Raw genomic sequence first — 18,085 nt, forward strand, 5'->3', positions numbered from 1 at the left:
AATAAAAAACCACGATTTCGTTATCGTGGTTTTGAAAATTTTACTTATCCATTATTATTCTCTGTTTTTTACCAGGATCCAGCCTGTGAATTTCACTATGGTCTGTTTATTATTAGGCTCACTCCATGAAATCTGATACCAATATGTTGCGGTAGGAGCTCTCTTTCCTCCATCAAATGTTCCGTTCCATTTGTATCCGTTCGTCTTATCTGCTTGAAAGATCTTATTTCCATAGCGGTCAAAAATATTAATTACAAGATTATTTTTCACTGCCAGTGAAGAATAATCTATAACATCATTAATCCCGTCTTCGTTAGGAGTAATCACATTGATCAGATTAGGAATGGTAATATCTACTTTTACAGGATCACAATTATTATCATCCTTTACATATACACTTGCATTTCCTCTTGCAACATTGGTGAATACATTAGAATCCTGCCAGCTAATATTGTCAATAGAATATTTATAAGGAGGTGTACCTCCGGTCACATTTAATGTTATGGTATTATTTGAGATATCAATATTTGAAATAACCGGATTTTCTGAAGAATAAACTTTCACTGTTTGTGTGACAGTACACTCTCCGGTTTTAAGTTTAACCCAATAAGTTCCCACTCCAACATCTTTAATGGTCTGAGTTGTAGCTCCAGTGCTCCATTCATAGCTTTTAAAACCCGGACCTGCATCAAGAGTGGTTTTACTTTCCATACAGATGGTTTTATCTGAGAGAATATCAGACTTTACGGGAGGTATTACAATCAGAGTTATTATTGCAATATTATAACAGCCATTTCCGTTAATAACCTTTACATAAACGACTCCATTGGGAGCAATGTAATTGACCGGCGTCAAAATTTCATTGGTTCCTGCATGAGCATCTGCAAGGGAAGGATAATACTTTTTAGTGATGTTTGTAGCTGTTGTTACATTCACATTGGTAAGATTAAATAAGCCTGTTGCAATATTGGATTCAAGGAAGCAGGTTCTTATGGAGGTATCATTTACTTTAGGCTTTTCAGATACTGTTATATTCAAAGTTACTTTTTCACAATCTGTAAAATCAGGATTATTTCCGCAAAATTGATAAACAATAGTTTCTGGTCCCTGATAATTAGAGTTGGGGGAATAGCTTATAAATCCGGTAGTTGGGTCAATTATTGCTGTGCCATTTGTAGGAGGGGTAATGATTTTTACTGTTGCCGGAACTACGGTTTGTGTAGAATTGGTAAACGTAGGAATAATCTGTTTCACTCCATCACACATAGTTTCATTTACTGTTGTGTTAGTAAGACAGGTGTATACTTTGTATACCGGAGTTTCAACAGGAGGGCATGATCCTATAGTAATTCTTACTGAATAATTTCCTGATTGGGTGGGAGTGTAGGTATTGGTATTGGCTCCGGGAACAGGAACGTTTTCTTTATACCATTGATAAGTATCAAAACTGTCATCTACTTCTAGTATGATTCCGGGAATACAATCACCTGCCTGCTTGGCAATAACGGGAATGGAAGAAAAGCCGGCAAAATATCCGCCATATCCTACAGCACCGCTTCCGCCGGCAATTCCTGCGGTTACTGCTTTATTGGAAGTCACTGTTACATTTCCTGTAATATTAGGAATCGAATAAGAAACCCAGTTACTGGTTCCGCTTACCGGATAGGGACCCTGGGCAGCAGCTGGGGGATTCCCGTTAACCATAATAGTAGCCCCGGTTTCTGTTAGAATATTTAGTTTCACAGTATTGGTAGAAGGAGGAAGGATATTAATCATTCCGATTTCATCAATTTTTCTGGGTAAGAAACAATTGAGGGGAGGAATATAATTGAATCCGCCTGTTGCAGCCTGAATATCATTGGCAACACCTGCCAGCAGCTGATATACATAAACATTTTTAGTCGTTCTGATGTACATATTATAATGGTTGTTACCCTGGTTAATGTAGTTTGTATTTGATACCTCATTAACTCTGTAACTTTGTCCCTCATCAAGGGTTACTGCAGGAGTGGTGGCATTGTTGATAAATACCTGTGTGTTATCTTCTGTTGCGATGATCAGCGCATCCTCCATTCGTTCACTGATATTGGCATTTCCTTTTACTAGCACGAATTCATTGCCAAGTCTATCCACCGGAACAGATTGATCCATAATAATATCCGTTCCGAAACCCAAAAAAGAATTGGGAGTAAGAGTAAATTGTCCGTTGAAATTACCATTGGTAACAGAAACCGGTTTGTCTGCGGTAATTTTTGCACCGATAAAACCTTTACGGTTCTGAGCTAAAGTCCCATCACCTTCTATGATGTATGATTGTCCCTTATTAAGAGTAAAAGTCATGGTAGGATTTGTGGTACCTGTCATATTATTAGCAAATATTACATTGGGCGAATATCCGGAGACTGTAATAGTGGTATTGTCTTCTGTAGCTTGTATTCCTGTAGTGAAATTTATACCATTAGGGTTCGCATCTGTTATAGGAGCCGTTGCAACATAGAAGATTTTTCCTATTCCTGCCTTACCCTTAGATGTTAATATTTCTGCATGATTTACCGACGAAAATCTAAACGTTACGAAATAAGGTTTGGTTCCTTTTGTATACAATCCCATTTTGACAGGTTTAAATAAATCTGCCTCAGAAGTCGTCATCATGTTTTGAAAAGGAACATTAAATACCTGTGGATTACCCTTGCTGACTGTGACTGTTCCTATCAAGGTATTGTTGCTATAGATCTCTATGGGAAAAGGAGTCACAGAATCTGTTGAAAAATATAATCCCTGCTGTTCTGTTGCATTTGTATTTCTTTTCATCATTGGGGCAAACCAGTGATCTGTATCTCTTTGAGCATAGGCCGTATTCAGGGTGAGTATGGTGAGTAGGAAAATAAACGTTTTTTGGTGGAGTGCAGCCATTGTCTGCAGTTTTTTAAATAATAATGTTTTTAACATATTTTCAGTGTTTTTTTATAAATAATTTTCTTTCGTGGGCAGATAAAATTGCAGTAAGTAACGGAGGGAGCTTAATTAGGTCAATATGTGTGTTTTTTAGTGATTGGTTTATTGCAAATATATTATAATAAATGCTTGATTTATAGTAATTGTTTAATTAATTGTTTATTTTATTGCGTGTAGGTTTGTTATATGTTATTTTGATTGAAAAATTAATTATAAAAACTCAATTAGTTGTATATTTTTCATCAATTTCTTTATCTCTTCATTGAAAATGCTGAAGAGATGATTTGTTATAGTCTGATAGCGAAATCTTTATACTATTCAGTAGAAGATCATTACCGTAGATGCAAGGGGCATTATTAATAAAAAAGCCACGATTATGAAATCGTGGCTTACCAATATGGTTTTAACTAATTATTACTCTCTGTTTTTAACAAGAATCCAACCTGTGTATTTTATTGGAGTCTTTTCTTTGTTGGATTCATTCCAGTTGATATGATACCAGTATGTTCCTGTTCCAAGTTTCTTATCAAAGTGTTTTCCATCCCATCTGTAGTTGTTGAATTTATTTCCGGTAAATATCATATTTCCATATCTGTCATATACTACAAAACTTAGGTTTTCTTTGTAAGCAAGTTCGCTGTAATCTATGTAATCATTTACGTTATCTCCATTAGGTGTAATGGCATTCAATAGATTAGGGATTGTAATTTCTACGGAAGTAGGAGTACAGTTGTAGAAATCTTTTACATAGAATGTATGTTGTCCTCTGCTTAAACCTGTGAAGACATTCGAATCCTGCCAGTTAGCAGTTCCGTCAACCGCATATTTGAAAGGTGCTTTACCCCCGCTTACAATTACTGTTGCTGTATTGTTGTTGATCTCAATTGTTTGGATTACCGGATCTTCAACTTTTTTAACTTTTACTGTCTGAGTAAGGAAACATCCGTTCTTTCCAAGTATTACAGTATATTCTCCAACACCTATATCTCTGATACCTGAAGTGGTAGCACCTGTGCTCCATTGGTAAGAGTCGTATCCTGAACCTGCGTCAAGATTGGTTTTAGCATCCATACAGATATACTGATCTACCAATATCGGAGATTTTTTGATTGGAAGTACAATCAATTCAATTTTTGCATTTGCCGTACATCCTTCAGCAGTAGTTACTTTCACGTATACAAATCCTCCTGTTGAAGGGAAGTTATCTGGCGTAGTGATTTCGTTGATACCTGCAGTAAGGTCATTCAGTGTACGGTAGTATTTTTTAGTAACGGCATTATAATCTGTTACTTTAGCTTTTGTAAGATCAAAATAAGCATAAGGATCTACATCATACCAACATGCCTTAATAGAAGTATCCGTTACAATGAATGGTACTACAGTAAGGTTTAGGGTTACCTGCTCACAATCTGTAAACTCAACTGAGTTTCCACAGAATTTATAAACTATTTTATCGGGTCCTAAATATCCAGGATTTGGAGTATAAGTGATTGTTCCGTTTGGATTAACCACTGCTGTTCCTTTTGTAGGGGGAGTTAAAATTACTACTGTAGTTGCTACCACTGTCTGTGTAGACGAAGTAAACGTAGGGGTAATAATTTTAGTAGAACAAGCATTAAGTGCTTGAGTTGTTTCTTTTAAACAAGTTTGTACTTTATAGATAGGAGTTGTCACAGGAGGACATGTTCCCATTGTTACTTTTACAGTATAGTTTCCTGATTGTGTAGGAGTATATGTATAAGAAGTAGCACCCGGTATTACAACTCCGTCGCGGTACCACTGGTATGTTTCATATCCGTCATCCAGTTCAAGAATGATTCCCGGTACACATTCTCCTGTTTTTTTCGCAATTACAGGGATTGATGAGAACCCTGCAAAGTAACCTCCGTATCCTGCAGAACTGAATCCTCCGTTGATACCAGCTGTTACAGCTTTTGTAGAAGTAATTTTAATATTTCCGCTTACTCCGGTGATTCCATATGTTACCCAGTTAGTATTTCCCGTTACTGGATATGGTCCGTCTGTCGCTGCAACTGGGGTATCATTTACCATTACAGTTGCTCCTGTTTCTGTTAAAATATTTAATTTAACCACAAGGTCGCCAGGTGTTGTACTGGCTCCTCCTGATCCAAGAGGCATTTCGTTAATCTTCCCGATTTCATCAATTTTTCTTGGAAGGAAACAGTTTAATGGTGGGATATAGTTGAATCCATTGGTTGCATCACTTGATAATATTCCAATAAATTGATATAAGTATACATTTTTAGTAGTCGAAATGAACATGTTTGAATGTCCTGAAGTACCTTGAGCCACATAGCTGGTTTCGTTAATTCTATACCATTCTCCTGCTGCAAGTGTAGCAACGGAAGTTCCTCCTCCATTTAAAAACACTTCAGTATTATCTTCAGTAGCAACAATAAGCCCGCCCTCCATATTTAAATTTGGAGCAGTAGATCTTGTTTTTACCATTGCAAAAGTATTTCCAAGTCTGTCAACCGGTACAGATTGATCCAGAACCGGGTCACTTCCCGTTGTACTGGCGGAAAAGTTAGCATTACAGCTTCCGTTGGTAAGCGTTACTGGCTTATCAGAAACGATTTTTGCACCAATAAACCCCGTCTTGTTTCCAGACTGGGATCCCGATCCTGCAAGAATGAAAGACTGTCCTTTCTGTAATGTAAAAGTTTGAGTATTTCCGGTAGGGCTTCCATTGATGAAAACTACTCCGGCAGTAGGGTTCCATGATACTGTTACATTGGTATTATCTTCAGTGGCAAGCACCCCTGCTGTAAAGTTCTGAATACTGCTGGTGTTGGTATTGGGAGCGGCAGCAACGAAAAATGTTTTTCCAATTCCTGCTCTTCCTTTACTGGTGATTACTTCCCCGTGAACACTTTGGGCAAGTCTTAAGCTGCAGTAGAAAGGTTTTGCTGCTTTTAAATAAAGTCCTTTATTACCCACATTGAATGCTTCAGTAGTGGTACCTGTAGAAATAAGATTGTTGGCAACCTTGTAGGTTTGTGGGCTACCTTTACTGATGGTAACTGTAGTAACTACAGCATTGTTATTGTAAATGGTTACATCAAAAGGAGTGGTTGAATCAGTGGAAAGGTATATCATATTGTTATATCCTCCGACACTGTCAAAGTAAGGAGCAATCCAGTGCTCACTATCCCTTTGTGCAAAGAGTGTATTAATTGTAAAAAAAATTAATACCAGACTGAGTAGAAATCTTTTCATGTGTATGGAATTAGGATTTCTACAAAATTAAAATAAAAAATGAAATACTTTTAATAAAATGTAAATAAATGTTAAAAAAATATTATCGATTTCTAAATAAAAGCTGTCCTGAGTGTCAAACTGGTAATTGGGTTTCTGATCACTCTATCAGATAATATATTGATATATCCCTTTTGTAAGACTTATTTTGGTTGATTTTCCAAGTCATAAAAAATCTATGAGAGAATGCTTTTGCCTGCCATTAATTTTAATAGTAATATTCTGTATGATTGAGAGTACAGAAGTATAAAAAAATCCCGGTGAAATTCACCGGGATTCAATATTTTTTTTGAAGATGAGCTTATAGGCTTACTCTTACAAATCCTGTTACTTTTAGATCTGCATTTACAGATTTTACATAGTCAGCAACTGAGATACTTCCGTCTTTAATGAAGTCCTGGTGTACCAAAGTGTTGTCTTTGTAGAATCTCTGCATTTTACCTTTAAGGATATTATCAATAATGTTTGCAGGCTTACCTTCTTCAGTAAGTTTGTGTCTTTCGATCTCTAATTCTTTATCAATAGTCTCTTGAGAAACTCTTGTTTCGTCCAAAGCGATTGGGTTCATAGCAGCAACCTGCATAGAAACAGCTTTAGCAGCTTCGTCAGCTCCGTCTACTTTAGCAGAAAGAGAAGAGATTGCAGCGATCTTGTTTCCAGCGTGGATGTAAGCTCCTAAGAAATCTCCCTGGATTCTTTCGAAAGATCCGATTTCGATTTTCTCACCGATAACTCCTGTTTGCTCTACTAATTTCTCAGCAACAGTCATTCCGTGGAAATCAGTAGCTAAAAGTTCTTCTTTAGTAGCAGCGAAGATAGCCATTTCAGCTAATTCGTAAGCTAGCTCGATGAAAGCTTCATTTTTAGCAACGAAGTCAGTTTCACAGTTTAGAGAGATTACTACACCTAAAGTGTTGTCTTCGTTTACTCTTGCGATTACTGCACCTTCAGCAGATTCTCTGTCAGCTCTGTTAGCAGCAACTTTTTGTCCTTTTTTTCTAAGGATATCTACCGCTTTTTCGAAGTCTCCTTCAGCTTCAACTAGAGCTTTTTTGCAGTCCATCATACCTGCACCTGTTTGGTTTCTCAATTTTGCTACGTCTGCAGCAGCTGGTGTATAAGACATAATATCTATTATTTTTTTTATTTAAGATTAGTATTAATTTTTAGCTTAAATTTAGAGCAGTGCAAAGATAATGATTTTAATGATAAACTAAAAAATGACTTTTCACGTTATTAATATATTTAATACTATTTTAAAGATTTGATTAATGAAAAAAATCTTATTCCTTCTATTTATATGCATTTTCTCACTTGGTTTTTCCCAAAAAAAGAAGAAAACAAAATCTAAAGCTGTTGTTGAAAAAGAAACTGTAATTATCTATACAGAGCAGGAAGCTGAGATTTCAAAAGAAGCCAGAGTCATTGCCGGCTTTTTGAAACAGAATCCGGGACATGCTAAAACAGATTATTTTAAAAGAAAACTGATTGATATTATCATGGCAGGTAATTCTCCTGAAGCAAAACCTACGATTAGGCCGATCAGTAAAGATAAAATTGAAAATATCGTTAAGAATAATGAGTTAAACAGCGGTAAAACTATTGCTGCAAATAAAACGTATACGGCGAACGGAAAGCCTGTTTCCAATAACACTGCAGCGGCTATTGAAGCCTTAAGAGAAGAAAGGAGAACAACCACTTTTGCATCGGTAGGTTCTGCAAAAAGTGCCGGGACTTCTAAAGCAGGGCCAAGTGAAGAAAATAAAAGAACAGCAGCAATGCTTACACACCTTTTTAATAATGATATTAACAAAAATGAAGCATATATCAATATTAAAAACAGATCTTCCTGTAATCTTATTGTTAAGATAAGTGGTAAAAAATATTATAATCTGAGTGTCCCAGCAAAAGGAGAAAACTTTATTCTGGTAGATAAAGGGGAATATATAATGACAACAATGGTATGTGATGCAAAATATTCTGCCCCGAAGAAGATTACACAGGATATTGAAATTGCACTGAATGTTGCCGAATAAAACAGATAGAAGAAAGCTAAAGAAAAAAGGTTAAGAAGAAATTCTTAACCTTTTTATTTTTTATCCTTTAAACTGACCCATCGCAATGAATTTATCCTGTCTCTGGGTTTCAAGCTCCTGTCCTGTAAATTTGGAGAAAGCTTTGATATTCTGTAAAATTGAATTTTTCAGGTTTAAATAGGTTGTCTCCTGATCATACTGAGCCCCACCAAGTGGTTCTTCAATGATGCCGTCGATGAACTTTTCTCTTAAAGCATCTGCTGGAGTAAGGTTCAATGCATTGGCTGCATCTTCCTTGTGATCCCAGTTTCTCCATAAGATAGAAGAACAGCTTTCCGGTGCAATTACAGTATACCATGTATTTTCCAACATATATACTTTATTTCCAACACCTATTCCTAATGCTCCACCACTGGCACCTTCTCCGATGATGTAAGTGAAGATAGGCGTTTTCAGCTGCACCATTTCAAAAATATTTCTTGCAATAGCTTCTCCCTGTCCTCTTTCTTCAGCTTCCAATCCTGGATAAGCTCCCGGTGTATCTACTAAAGTTACCACGGGAATATTGAATTTTTCAGCAAGCTTCATTAGTCTTAAAGCTTTTCTGTATCCCTCAGGATTTGGCATTCCAAATCTTCTGTATTGTCTTTCTTTAGTTGTTCTTCCTTTTTGAGTACCTATGATCATTACTTTTTGACCATCAAGGGTAATCAATCCTCCAATCATTGCCGGATCATCAGCGAAATTTCTGTCTCCATGAAGTTCTAAGAAACTGCCTTTGTCTGCCATCCCATTGATATAATCCAATGTATAAGGACGATCCGGGTGACGGGACAGTTGTACTCTTTGCCAAGGTGTAAGATTTCCATAGATTTCTTTTTTCTTTTCTAAAATCTTATCCTCAATCTGGCTGCATGCTAATTTTACATCAACACCACTTTCTTCTCCTACTAAAGAACACGTCTGGTATTGATCCATCAATTCTTTGATAGGAAGTTCGAAACTTAAATATTCCATTTCTTGAAGTAAATTAAATCTTTCAAATGTATGAAAAATTATGGTTATTCTATTTAAAATTATTTATAGCATTGTTTATTCTGGAGGTACTTTCCTCTTTACCAAGGGTTTCCAGAATGTCCGGAACGTCTGGTCCTTTCAATTCTCCTACTAAAGATAAACGTAACGGCATCATTACTTTACCCATACCCAGCCCTTTGCTTTCCGCAAAATCATGCATGGTCTTCTTCAATGTCTCTGCAGTAAAGTCTGTAGAACCAAAAGCAGTGACTAATTCTGCTAAAATTGCAGATGTTTCATCGTTCCATGCTTTTTTCGAAGCTTTCTCATCATAAGAAGTTGGAGCTTCAAAGAAGAATTTTCCGTTTTCATAAATATCTTTCGGGAAAGTTGCTCTTTCTTTCATCAGGTGAATTACCTTCAACAGTTTTTCATCAGAAGCACCTGCAAAATCAATAGCTGTGTTTTTCAATATCTGAAGAAGCTCTTCGTCAGACTTCATCTGAATATACTGATGGTTGAACCACTCTGATTTTTCTTTACTGAATCTTGCCCCCGCTTTATGTACTTTATGAAGGTCAAATTCCTTGATCATTTCGTCTAAAGGAAGGATTTCTTTATCGTCTGCCGGAGACCAGCCTAATAATGCAACCATGTTGATGAAAGCATCAGGAAGATAACCGTTTTCTCTGTATCCTTTGGAAACTATACCCGTTGCCGGATCTTTGAAATCAAGCGGGAATACCGGAAATCCGAATTTATCCCCATCTCTTTTACTTAGTTTTCCTTTTCCTTCAGGTTTTAAAATTAAAGAAAGGTGTGCAAACTGTGGTGCTTCCCACTGCATTGCTTCATATAATAGAGTGTGAAGTCCTAAAGATGGCAGCCATTCTTCTCCACGGATAACGTGAGAGATTTCCATTTCGTGGTCATCAATGATATTGGCGAAATGATAGGTTGGCATTCCGTCATTCTTTACCAGAACTTTATCATCTAAAGTATTGGTATTTACAGAGAATTTTCCACGGATGATATCTTCCAGATTCAATACTCTGTCAACAGGCATTTTGAATCTTACTACATAAGGTGTTTTGTTAAGCAACAAAGCTTCAACTTCATCCTCAGAAAGTGTCAGGCTGTTTCTAAGACCGTTTCTGGTTTTGTTATCGTATGAGAAAACATCACCTTTAGCTTCGTACTGAGCACGAATGGCATCCAATTCTTCAGCTGTATCGAAAGCGATGTAAGCATAATCTGTTTTTAAGATCTGCTCTGTATATCGGTCATAGATGTCTCTTCTTTCAGATTGTCTGTAAGGAGCAAACTTTCCTCCTTTCTTAGGACTTTCATCCGGGATGATTCCGCACCATTCCAAAGCTTCTTCAATATATTCTTCAGCACCTTCTACATATCTTGCAGTATCTGTATCTTCTATTCTCAATACAAATTCTCCCCCTTGATTTTTAGCAAAAAGATAATCATATAATGCGGTTCTTACGCCTCCCAAATGTAATGGCCCTGTAGGACTTGGAGCAAAACGTACTCTTACTTTCTCCATTTCAATTTTAATTTTTGCAAATTTACTTAAAATTATGCGTTTAAGAGGTGATTTATGACCTGGTATTCCTTTTTTGATTCCAATTTTTGTATTTACTTTCTACAGATTTTCGTCAAATACTGTTTTAAAGCTCTTAATCTTCTATTTCGGATCATAATTTTAATTCATGGATGATATTCATGAATAGTCGAGTTGTGGAAATTAAGTTCATAAAGAAAAATTATTGGATTGATGTTTGTATGTTGTTGAAAAATATAATAAAGTTAATTTCTATAATTTATTTTCGCTATTAAATCACTAATTAGTGATATTCTGATTGTTTGTTAATGGTATTTTAAATAAAAATTAAATTCACTAAATAATGATATATGTCATTGTATGATTCCTTTTTTCACTCACTGTTGAATATTATATTTGCCGTAAACTTTTAATTCATACTATGAAAAAACAAATTTTATTTTGCTTCTGTAGTTTACTGATGCTTTTCATGAGTTCATGTTCAACGGAAGAACTGAATAATGAGGTAACCCCTGAAAGCCCGGCAGCAAAGGCTAATAGTCGATTATCAGCGGCCAAATTTGCAGGAGACGGAATTTACGATGTCTTAGGACATGGTTATAATGTTGCCGGTGAATATGCCAATGCAACGGCAGCTGGTTTTAAAGTGATTGATATTGACCGTTTTAAAGTAGAGCAGACAAACAGATTAATCAGCGAAAACACATTCTCACAGGAATACACTGAAGAGTATGGTGAAAATGCAGAATCCTATTCTAAAATGGTTTCAACGAAGGTGAATGTTACTGCCGGTATCCCATTGTTCAAGAAAACACTGTCGGTAGGATTCAACTCTGCAGTAACTACCAACAATAAGTTTGAAGGGAAATATATCTACGGAAGCTATAATCTTACGATTAAACAAAAAAGAGTAAGATTCAATGCCACTACAGATATGTTGGGAGATTATCTCACTCCGGAATTCGTTCAGGATCTACAGACTAAAACTCCACAACAAATTGTACAGGACTATGGAACTCACGTAACACTTGATATCTATACGGGAGCAAAACTGGATGTTTTATTCCAGGCTGAAACAAGAAGCCAGAGCCGTGACCGTGCAGCAAGAATTGGAGTAAAAGTAGGAATGAAAGATATCTTTGATGTAGATGTTACCAATGATGTGAATACTTCCGAATCTTCTATGAACTACTCTAAAAAATTAGCCTATAAAACAAGAGGAGGGGATCCTTCAAAAGGACTTATGGGAGATCTGAATCTTGATCAGACAAATCCTAAAATCAATATTTCCAACTGGCAGAATAGTTCTAATGCAACAAATTCAGTTTTGGTGGATTTTGGAAACAACGGATTGGTTATTATTTATGATTTAGTGAAAGATGCAACTAAAAAAGCTCAGCTTAAAGCTTATGTAGATCAATATCTGATAGATAATAAAGTGTATATGGAGTACAATACTATTCCGGTTTACAGATATTACAACGGAGTAGATCATTACTATACAAAAACTCCGGGAAGCTATAGCGGATATTCTTATGAAGGAACAGAGTTCAATGCATTTTTATACAAAGCTCCAAACACAGTTCCTGTTTACAGATACTGGAATGGTAAAGACCACTATTATACAAAAACTCCGGGATATTACCAGGGGTATGTAGACGAAGGAATTGAGTTCAATGCTTTTGCTACTCAGCAGCCTAATACAGTTCCTATTTACAGATATTGGAATGGTAAAGATCATTACTATTCAAGATCCAGTGCAAGACCGGCTGGTTATGTTTCTGAAGGAATTGAATTCTATGCCTATTAATTGAAATATTAAAATTTTACAACCAAAGAACCGTCTCAGTTTTGAGGCGGTTTTTTAATAGAATGAAGGATAAGATAAATATTCGGACATTATTTTCGTTGATATTGAAACACTGGAAGGATATTTCCGGTAGTCTTACCATTAAAAATGTATTTTTGTACCTTAAAATTTAGATGATCAATGAAAAAAGCAATCTGCCTTTTTATCGTAGGAGAGAAGTACTGGAAAATGTATAATAAAAACAGAGCTAGGTTTGAAAGCTATGCTAAAAAGTGTGGTGCAGATTTAAAGATCATTGATAAACCTATGGATGATAGTTTTCATCGTCCGCTTCTTTCTCAGAAGCTTTTGATTCCTTCAGAAACAAAGGAGTATGATATGGTTCTTTTCTTAGACCTTGATATCATTATTTCAGATAAAGCACCTTCTGTTTTTGATTATCTTCCGGAAGATAAATATTTCGGGGCTATCCTTGATCCGAGAGGTACTGAAGAATTTAACAAAACCTGGGGGCATATTCCGAGAATACTGGAAGAGACCAGCGAGATGTATTTTACTGACCGCCATTTTGAAGCGAATCCTTTACTGCAGGGAAGTATCAATGGTGGTGTATTTATTTTCAGACCGGAAAAAGTAGCTGATATCTTTAAAGAATATTATTTTTCAGCACATAATCAAGGTGAACTGAATAGTTTTGAAGAAACACCATTCGCTTATTTTTCCCAGATTAATAATTGGTTTGAAGCCTTACCACCCGCTTTCAATGTTCAGATTTTATACAAAATAAAAGGAACGGAAAAAGGAAAAGAGGTAGAACATGGTGAGAAAAAACTTCCGCAGTTTTTCAGGAAATATTATTACAAAAAATCAGGATACTGTTTTTATCCCACAAAGAAGTATAAGAATTACGTACAACAAGTCATTGCTGAAAATTACTTTACTCATTTTTCCGGCAATTATCCTATAATCTACAATTAAATTATGAGCCTACTTTCACGAATTTCCAGCAAATTTATAACAGTTTCTTATGGTATTACGGTCAATGATGAAGCTAATGAACTGAAAAAATTATTGGATGTCCTTCTTCCTTTGATTGACAAGAATGATGAGGTCATCGTTCTTCAGGATATTACCAATAAAAATAAAGAGGTGACAGAATTGCTGGGTAACTATGATAGTATTATAAAACTTGAAGCAAAACTGGAAGGAGATTTTGCCACATTTAAGAACAGATTAATAGAAAAGGCTACTTGTCAATATCTGTTTCAGATTGATGCAGATGAATATCCTACTGAACATTTCATCAAGACATTGAAACCTTATCTTAAAAAAGAAAAAAGTGTCGAAATATTTTACGTTCCCAGAATCAATATTGTAGAAGGAATTACAGAAGAATATGTAAAGCAGATGGGCTGGAATATGAATAATGAAGGTTATATTAATTTTCCTGATTATCAGGCAAGGATTATTAAGAACAATAAAAAAATCTTCTGGAAAAATAAAGTACATGAAGTACTCTATGGAAATAAAAATTTTACAGAAATTCCAAAAAAATATGAGCTATCATTGATTCATAAAAAGAATTTTGAAAAACAGCAAAAGCAGAATAATTTTTATGAAACTTTGGAAGATTAATCAGATTGAATTTATTACACAACTAAAATGGCAGATTTAGGAATTAACGTTTTTGGATTTATTAATGGCGAATTTGGTATTGCGGAAGCAACAAGGCTTAATTGTAAAGCAATGCAGAGTGCAGGTATTCCCATTAATTTGATGAATTATGATGTGAGAACCAATCATGATGCTAATGATCAGACTTTTACCAAGTTTTCGGATAAAGCGGATCATCCTATCAATTTGGTTCAGGTTTCAGCATCTGTTTCGGAAATGTCGAACTTCTTTGAATATTTTGATTATTCTCTTTTTGAAAGAAAATACAATATTCTGTATATGGCCTGGGAATCAGAAACTATTCCGGAAGATTATCTTTTGAATATTAATCTTTTCGATGAGGTATGGACTCCTTCAGAATATTGCAAAAAATGTATTGAAAAATATATCGCTTCTCCGGTAAAAGTAATTCCGCATCCCATTGATATTAATCTGAAACCGACGGAAGATGTTGATGCATTGAATTTTTATAATACCGACTTCTTTAATTTTTTATTCATATTCGATTATAATAGCTCTATCCAAAGGAAAAATGTACTCAATCTTATTAATGTATTCAGAGAGACTTTTGATGGAAAAGAAAACAATGCTTTTTTAACCATTAAAACCTCTAAGTCTGATAAGTTTTCTTTGGAAAAACAACAGATAAAAGATGCCATCGGAGACTCTGTGAAGATCAAAGTGGTAGAAAAGATTTTTGACAAAAATGCTTTGAACTATGTGATCAGTACCTGTGACAGCTATATTTCTCTCCACAGATCTGAAGGTTTCGGACTGACTATGGCAGAGGCCATGTATTTTGGAAAGCCTGTTATTGCTACAGGATATTCCGGAAATTTACAATTTATGAACGCTGAAAACAGCTTTTTAGTGAATGCTGAGAAAGTATCTTACGGTTCAGATGATCTTAATTATGATTCCAATACCATCTGGTCTGAGCCTTCCCTGGAAGAAGCTTCCAAATATCTAAAAAAAATATATCAGGGTGGAGATGATGTAAAAGCCGCATCAGATAATGCACGTAAAACAATTACCAATGACTTTTCACTCGAAGGAGTAGGGAGATTGATTAGAAAAAGATCCGAAGAACTGATTTCTGAAGGTAAGATTCAACAAAGCAGATCGGCATTAATAAAATTATATGCGGACAGTATATTTTTGAAAAAAGATCTGAGAATTTATAAAAAGAGTAAACCTATTCAGTGGATATATGATATCAAAATGTATTTCAGAAATAGGAAAGGGAAAAAATAATTTCAGTAAATAAAAAGAGCGGTAGATTCAAACGAAACCACCGCTCTTTTTATTTTTTACCTTTTATTTTCTTTAAAAAGATATTTACTTTTTTTCGTATTTTATTGTATAATGTTTTTTCCAGGTAATTTACTCTGCCGCTCAATCTGTCTATTTCGGCAAGATAAAAAACGTTCCCGACACTATTTTCTGAAGTATTTTCTTTTTTATCCATCTGGTCAATAAAAGAAAGTCTCAGCTTAAGCAGTTTTCCTATAGCTTCAAGAGAAAAGTGATCTCTGATCTGAGCTTCTGCACTTTGTTTAATAGAAGTTAAGGACTTGAAATTATTTTTTATATACTGAAGCTTTTGGGTAGCATCCTCCAAATTTGGCCTTGCTAAAGTAAGTCCTTCAGCAATCAATCCTTTTGTGTTTGAAGTTTTAATAAAATCATATTGAACAAGGAAACTGTTGTTCACATTCATAAAGTCCAGATTTCCGGAATATCCGGTTCCTACAACAATTTTTCCGTACGACATAGCCTCTGCCATAGTCAGTCCGAAACCTTCAGAACCATGTAAAGAAATAAGAACATCAGACTTCTGAATCAATGAATGAAGCTTTTCTTTTGAAAAATGTTCATTTATAATGACAATATTCGAAATGCCGGCGTATTTTTCCAATACTGTCTGTGCATCTTTACTCCTGTCAAGATTATGTGTTTTTACAATGAGAACACTTTCCGGATCATTTTTGAAAACATTCATAAAGGCCTCAATTGTAGCTTCAGGATTTTTTCTGATGGTAGTACTTAATGAATCAAAAATTGTAATATATACATTGGTTCCGGGCTTAATATTATATTCTTCAAAATTAAATTCATCAGAAGGAGGCAGCTTCTGAATCGGGTGGGAGAATCTCATCACGGGAATCCCAGTATATTTTGTAAAAATATTGACACAGAAATCACTAGGAACCCATAATTCATCAAAAATGTTCAGAAACTCAACTGTTTTATCTGAAACTTCGGGGAATTCCCAGGCCCAATAGACAATGTTGTAATGACCTGTAAGATTGATATCCTGGTTTTTTGAAAAAAATTCGTGGGTCACATTACTGTTAATGTGAAAAATATTAATTAATGCATTGGGCTGTGCGTCACTTTTAGACTTTTCAAGAGTGTCACTTGAGTAGCTGATGCGGTTTACTGTAATGCCCTGGCTTTCCATAGCAGCAGCATTAAGCCTTGTTGCCTCTGCTATCCCAAAATTTCCCTCAAAAAAACCGTGATAGTTTACGCTTAATGACATATATTATAGTGTTTTAAGTTTTTCTTTTACTTCTTCTGGTGAAAATGCTCTCAGACTGTCCACAGAATTTTGGCTTAATGTATTCCAAAGCTCTTCATTATTATTCAGTTGAATGATGGCTTCTGCAAAACTATTTTCATCATTGGCAATCAACACATTCTTTTTATCTGTAAGCTTCATTCCTTCAGCGCCGATATCAGTAGTGATCACCGGGAAAAAGTATTCAAAAGCTTGCCCGATTTTTCCTTTTACTCCAGCTCCAAAGCGTAAAGGCGCCACCATAATTTTAGAATTCATGAAATGCTCTTCAATACTTTCTACAAATCCTAAAAATTTAAACTTAGGATATAGTTTAAGATCCAGTTTTTCAGAAACATTCCCAATGATGCTTACTTCCAGCTCAGGATTGGTTTTCCAGACAATGGGCATTATTTTTTCATACAGGAATTTTACCGCATCAATATTCGGTTCATGGATAGATCCAATGAACGTAATTCCTTTACTGTTACTAAAGTTCTTCCTTTCCGAAATATCAATCTGAGGATAGTGAATGTTCGATATGGTAATGATCTTATTTTTATCTGCGTACTGGCTCATGATTTCTTTCTCTTTATCAGAGATGGCTATAATGTAGTCCAGCTGTGGGGCAACAACCGTTTCCAAACGGAAGAAGTGTTTATAATTTTTCTTTAAAGAAATGCGGGTAGGTTCCAGTTCAATTGCTCTTTTAAACCTTAAAAAATGAATATCTACCATATCATAAATGAATCGGGTAGAAGGTAGAACTGCTTTCATCTTCTTGTAAAACAGATTCAGGGCAAGAGGTCCATTAAACCAAACGTAATCTATCTTTTTGAAAGCAGACAGGAAATCATAGATATTCTTATATTTATTGTTCTCTACATACACCATAACTTGGTGATGCTGATAAAATTTCACATAAGAATCGTCTTCAAAAATATGAGGAGCAAATAAAATGCAGTTGTATCCTAATTCTTTGTAGATTAATATAAGTTCTTTCAGCCTGTTGGCCCCGGATTCTTTATCATGGGCAGGGAAATCTCTTGAAGCAAACAGGATTGTTTTTTGGGAATCGTCATACAGATTGATATTGACTATATCCTTAGACTGAAGATATTTGAGCTTTTCTTTTCTTTCGAAGTGTTTTTTTATTTTTTTTAAGATTCCCATTT

The 18,085-nt window shown here is 35.3% G+C and carries 12 protein-coding genes; 5 read left to right on the top strand and 7 right to left on the bottom strand.

Annotation, left to right across the window (positions count from 1 at the left end; genetic code table 11):
- Positions 1–54: 54 nt before the first annotated feature.
- The 3 genes from ACLMCG_RS19185 to tsf all read right to left on the bottom strand — a co-directional run bounded on the left by ACLMCG_RS19185 (position 55) and on the right by tsf (position 7,360).
- On the bottom strand, positions 55–2,949 hold the full coding sequence (locus ACLMCG_RS19185; RefSeq protein ID WP_413960860.1) for a T9SS type B sorting domain-containing protein: 2,895 nt from the start codon (positions 2,947–2,949) through the stop codon (positions 55–57).
- A 420-nt stretch (positions 2,950–3,369) separates the two neighbouring features.
- Positions 3,370–6,195, bottom strand: a complete 2,826-nt coding sequence (locus ACLMCG_RS19190; protein WP_413960859.1) for a gliding motility-associated C-terminal domain-containing protein — start codon at positions 6,193–6,195, stop codon at positions 3,370–3,372.
- Positions 6,196–6,535: 340 nt separating this feature from the next.
- Positions 6,536–7,360, bottom strand: coding sequence for a translation elongation factor Ts (gene tsf, locus ACLMCG_RS19195; protein ID WP_047385945.1), 825 nt, complete (start codon positions 7,358–7,360; stop codon positions 6,536–6,538).
- Positions 7,361–7,505: 145 nt separating this feature from the next.
- Between tsf and ACLMCG_RS19200 the strand changes: the two genes are divergently transcribed.
- The gene (locus ACLMCG_RS19200; RefSeq protein WP_413960858.1) at positions 7,506–8,270 is read left to right on the top strand and encodes a DUF6759 domain-containing protein; all 765 of its coding nucleotides are present in this window, start codon (positions 7,506–7,508) and stop codon (positions 8,268–8,270) included.
- 60 nt (positions 8,271–8,330) lie between these two features.
- Here ACLMCG_RS19200 and ACLMCG_RS19205 read toward each other — a convergent pair whose 3' ends face one another.
- Together ACLMCG_RS19205 and gltX are read right to left on the bottom strand one after the other, a co-directional pair.
- Entirely contained in the window at positions 8,331–9,287 is a 957-nt protein-coding gene (locus tag ACLMCG_RS19205; RefSeq protein WP_047385949.1) for an acetyl-CoA carboxylase carboxyltransferase subunit alpha, read from the bottom strand.
- A 49-nt stretch (positions 9,288–9,336) separates the two neighbouring features.
- Positions 9,337–10,845 carry a glutamate--tRNA ligase gene (gene gltX, locus ACLMCG_RS19210; protein ID WP_413960857.1) on the bottom strand — a complete coding sequence of 503 codons (1,509 nt, stop codon included), beginning with the start codon at positions 10,843–10,845 and terminating at the stop codon, positions 9,337–9,339.
- A gap of 439 nt (positions 10,846–11,284) precedes the next feature.
- Here gltX and ACLMCG_RS19215 point away from each other — a divergent pair, with 439 nt between their 5' ends.
- From ACLMCG_RS19215 to ACLMCG_RS19230, 4 genes are all read left to right on the top strand, one after another.
- A complete protein-coding gene (locus tag ACLMCG_RS19215) occupies positions 11,285–12,673 on the top strand; it encodes an MAC/perforin domain-containing protein (RefSeq protein WP_413960856.1) in 1,389 nt (462 codons plus the stop codon).
- 180 nt (positions 12,674–12,853) lie between these two features.
- Positions 12,854–13,651, top strand: coding sequence for a hypothetical protein (locus tag ACLMCG_RS19220; RefSeq protein ID WP_413960855.1), 798 nt, complete (start codon positions 12,854–12,856; stop codon positions 13,649–13,651).
- A 3-nt stretch (positions 13,652–13,654) separates the two neighbouring features.
- A complete protein-coding gene (locus ACLMCG_RS19225; RefSeq protein WP_413960854.1) occupies positions 13,655–14,308 on the top strand; it encodes a glycosyltransferase in 654 nt (217 codons plus the stop codon).
- A gap of 27 nt (positions 14,309–14,335) precedes the next feature.
- A complete protein-coding gene (locus ACLMCG_RS19230) occupies positions 14,336–15,601 on the top strand; it encodes a glycosyltransferase (protein WP_413960853.1) in 1,266 nt (421 codons plus the stop codon).
- A 49-nt stretch (positions 15,602–15,650) separates the two neighbouring features.
- Here the strand turns inward: ACLMCG_RS19230 and ACLMCG_RS19235 are convergent, their stop codons facing one another.
- Together ACLMCG_RS19235 and ACLMCG_RS19240 are read right to left on the bottom strand one after the other, a co-directional pair.
- The gene (locus ACLMCG_RS19235; RefSeq protein ID WP_413960852.1) at positions 15,651–16,892 is read right to left on the bottom strand and encodes a glycosyltransferase; all 1,242 of its coding nucleotides are present in this window, start codon (positions 16,890–16,892) and stop codon (positions 15,651–15,653) included.
- A 3-nt stretch (positions 16,893–16,895) separates the two neighbouring features.
- Positions 16,896–18,083 (bottom strand): glycosyltransferase family 4 protein, encoded by a 1,188-nt coding sequence (locus ACLMCG_RS19240; RefSeq protein WP_413960851.1) that lies wholly within the window; start codon positions 18,081–18,083, stop codon positions 16,896–16,898.
- Positions 18,084–18,085 lie beyond the last annotated feature (2 nt).

This window comes from Chryseobacterium sp. S90 (assembly GCF_047444895.1).
Classification (GTDB): Bacteria; Bacteroidota; Bacteroidia; order Flavobacteriales; family Weeksellaceae; genus Chryseobacterium.

Excerpts from the sequence above, each read along its gene's own strand:
- ACLMCG_RS19185 (WP_413960860.1), bottom strand. The coding sequence starts at position 2,949 with ATGTTAAAAACATTATTATTTAAAAAACTGCAGACAATGGCTGCACTC.
- ACLMCG_RS19190 (WP_413960859.1), bottom strand. The coding sequence starts at position 6,195 with ATGAAAAGATTTCTACTCAGTCTGGTATTAATTTTTTTTACAATTAAT.
- tsf (WP_047385945.1), bottom strand. The coding sequence starts at position 7,360 with ATGTCTTATACACCAGCTGCTGCAGACGTAGCAAAATTGAGAAACCAA.
- ACLMCG_RS19200 (WP_413960858.1), top strand. The coding sequence starts at position 7,506 with ATGAAAAAAATCTTATTCCTTCTATTTATATGCATTTTCTCACTTGGT.
- ACLMCG_RS19205 (WP_047385949.1), bottom strand. The coding sequence starts at position 9,287 with ATGGAATATTTAAGTTTCGAACTTCCTATCAAAGAATTGATGGATCAA.
- gltX (WP_413960857.1), bottom strand. The coding sequence starts at position 10,845 with ATGGAGAAAGTAAGAGTACGTTTTGCTCCAAGTCCTACAGGGCCATTA.
- ACLMCG_RS19215 (WP_413960856.1), top strand. The coding sequence starts at position 11,285 with ATGAAAAAACAAATTTTATTTTGCTTCTGTAGTTTACTGATGCTTTTC.
- ACLMCG_RS19220 (WP_413960855.1), top strand. The coding sequence starts at position 12,854 with ATGAAAAAAGCAATCTGCCTTTTTATCGTAGGAGAGAAGTACTGGAAA.
- ACLMCG_RS19225 (WP_413960854.1), top strand. The coding sequence starts at position 13,655 with ATGAGCCTACTTTCACGAATTTCCAGCAAATTTATAACAGTTTCTTAT.
- ACLMCG_RS19230 (WP_413960853.1), top strand. The coding sequence starts at position 14,336 with ATGGCAGATTTAGGAATTAACGTTTTTGGATTTATTAATGGCGAATTT.
- ACLMCG_RS19235 (WP_413960852.1), bottom strand. The coding sequence starts at position 16,892 with ATGTCATTAAGCGTAAACTATCACGGTTTTTTTGAGGGAAATTTTGGG.
- ACLMCG_RS19240 (WP_413960851.1), bottom strand. The coding sequence starts at position 18,083 with ATGGGAATCTTAAAAAAAATAAAAAAACACTTCGAAAGAAAAGAAAAG.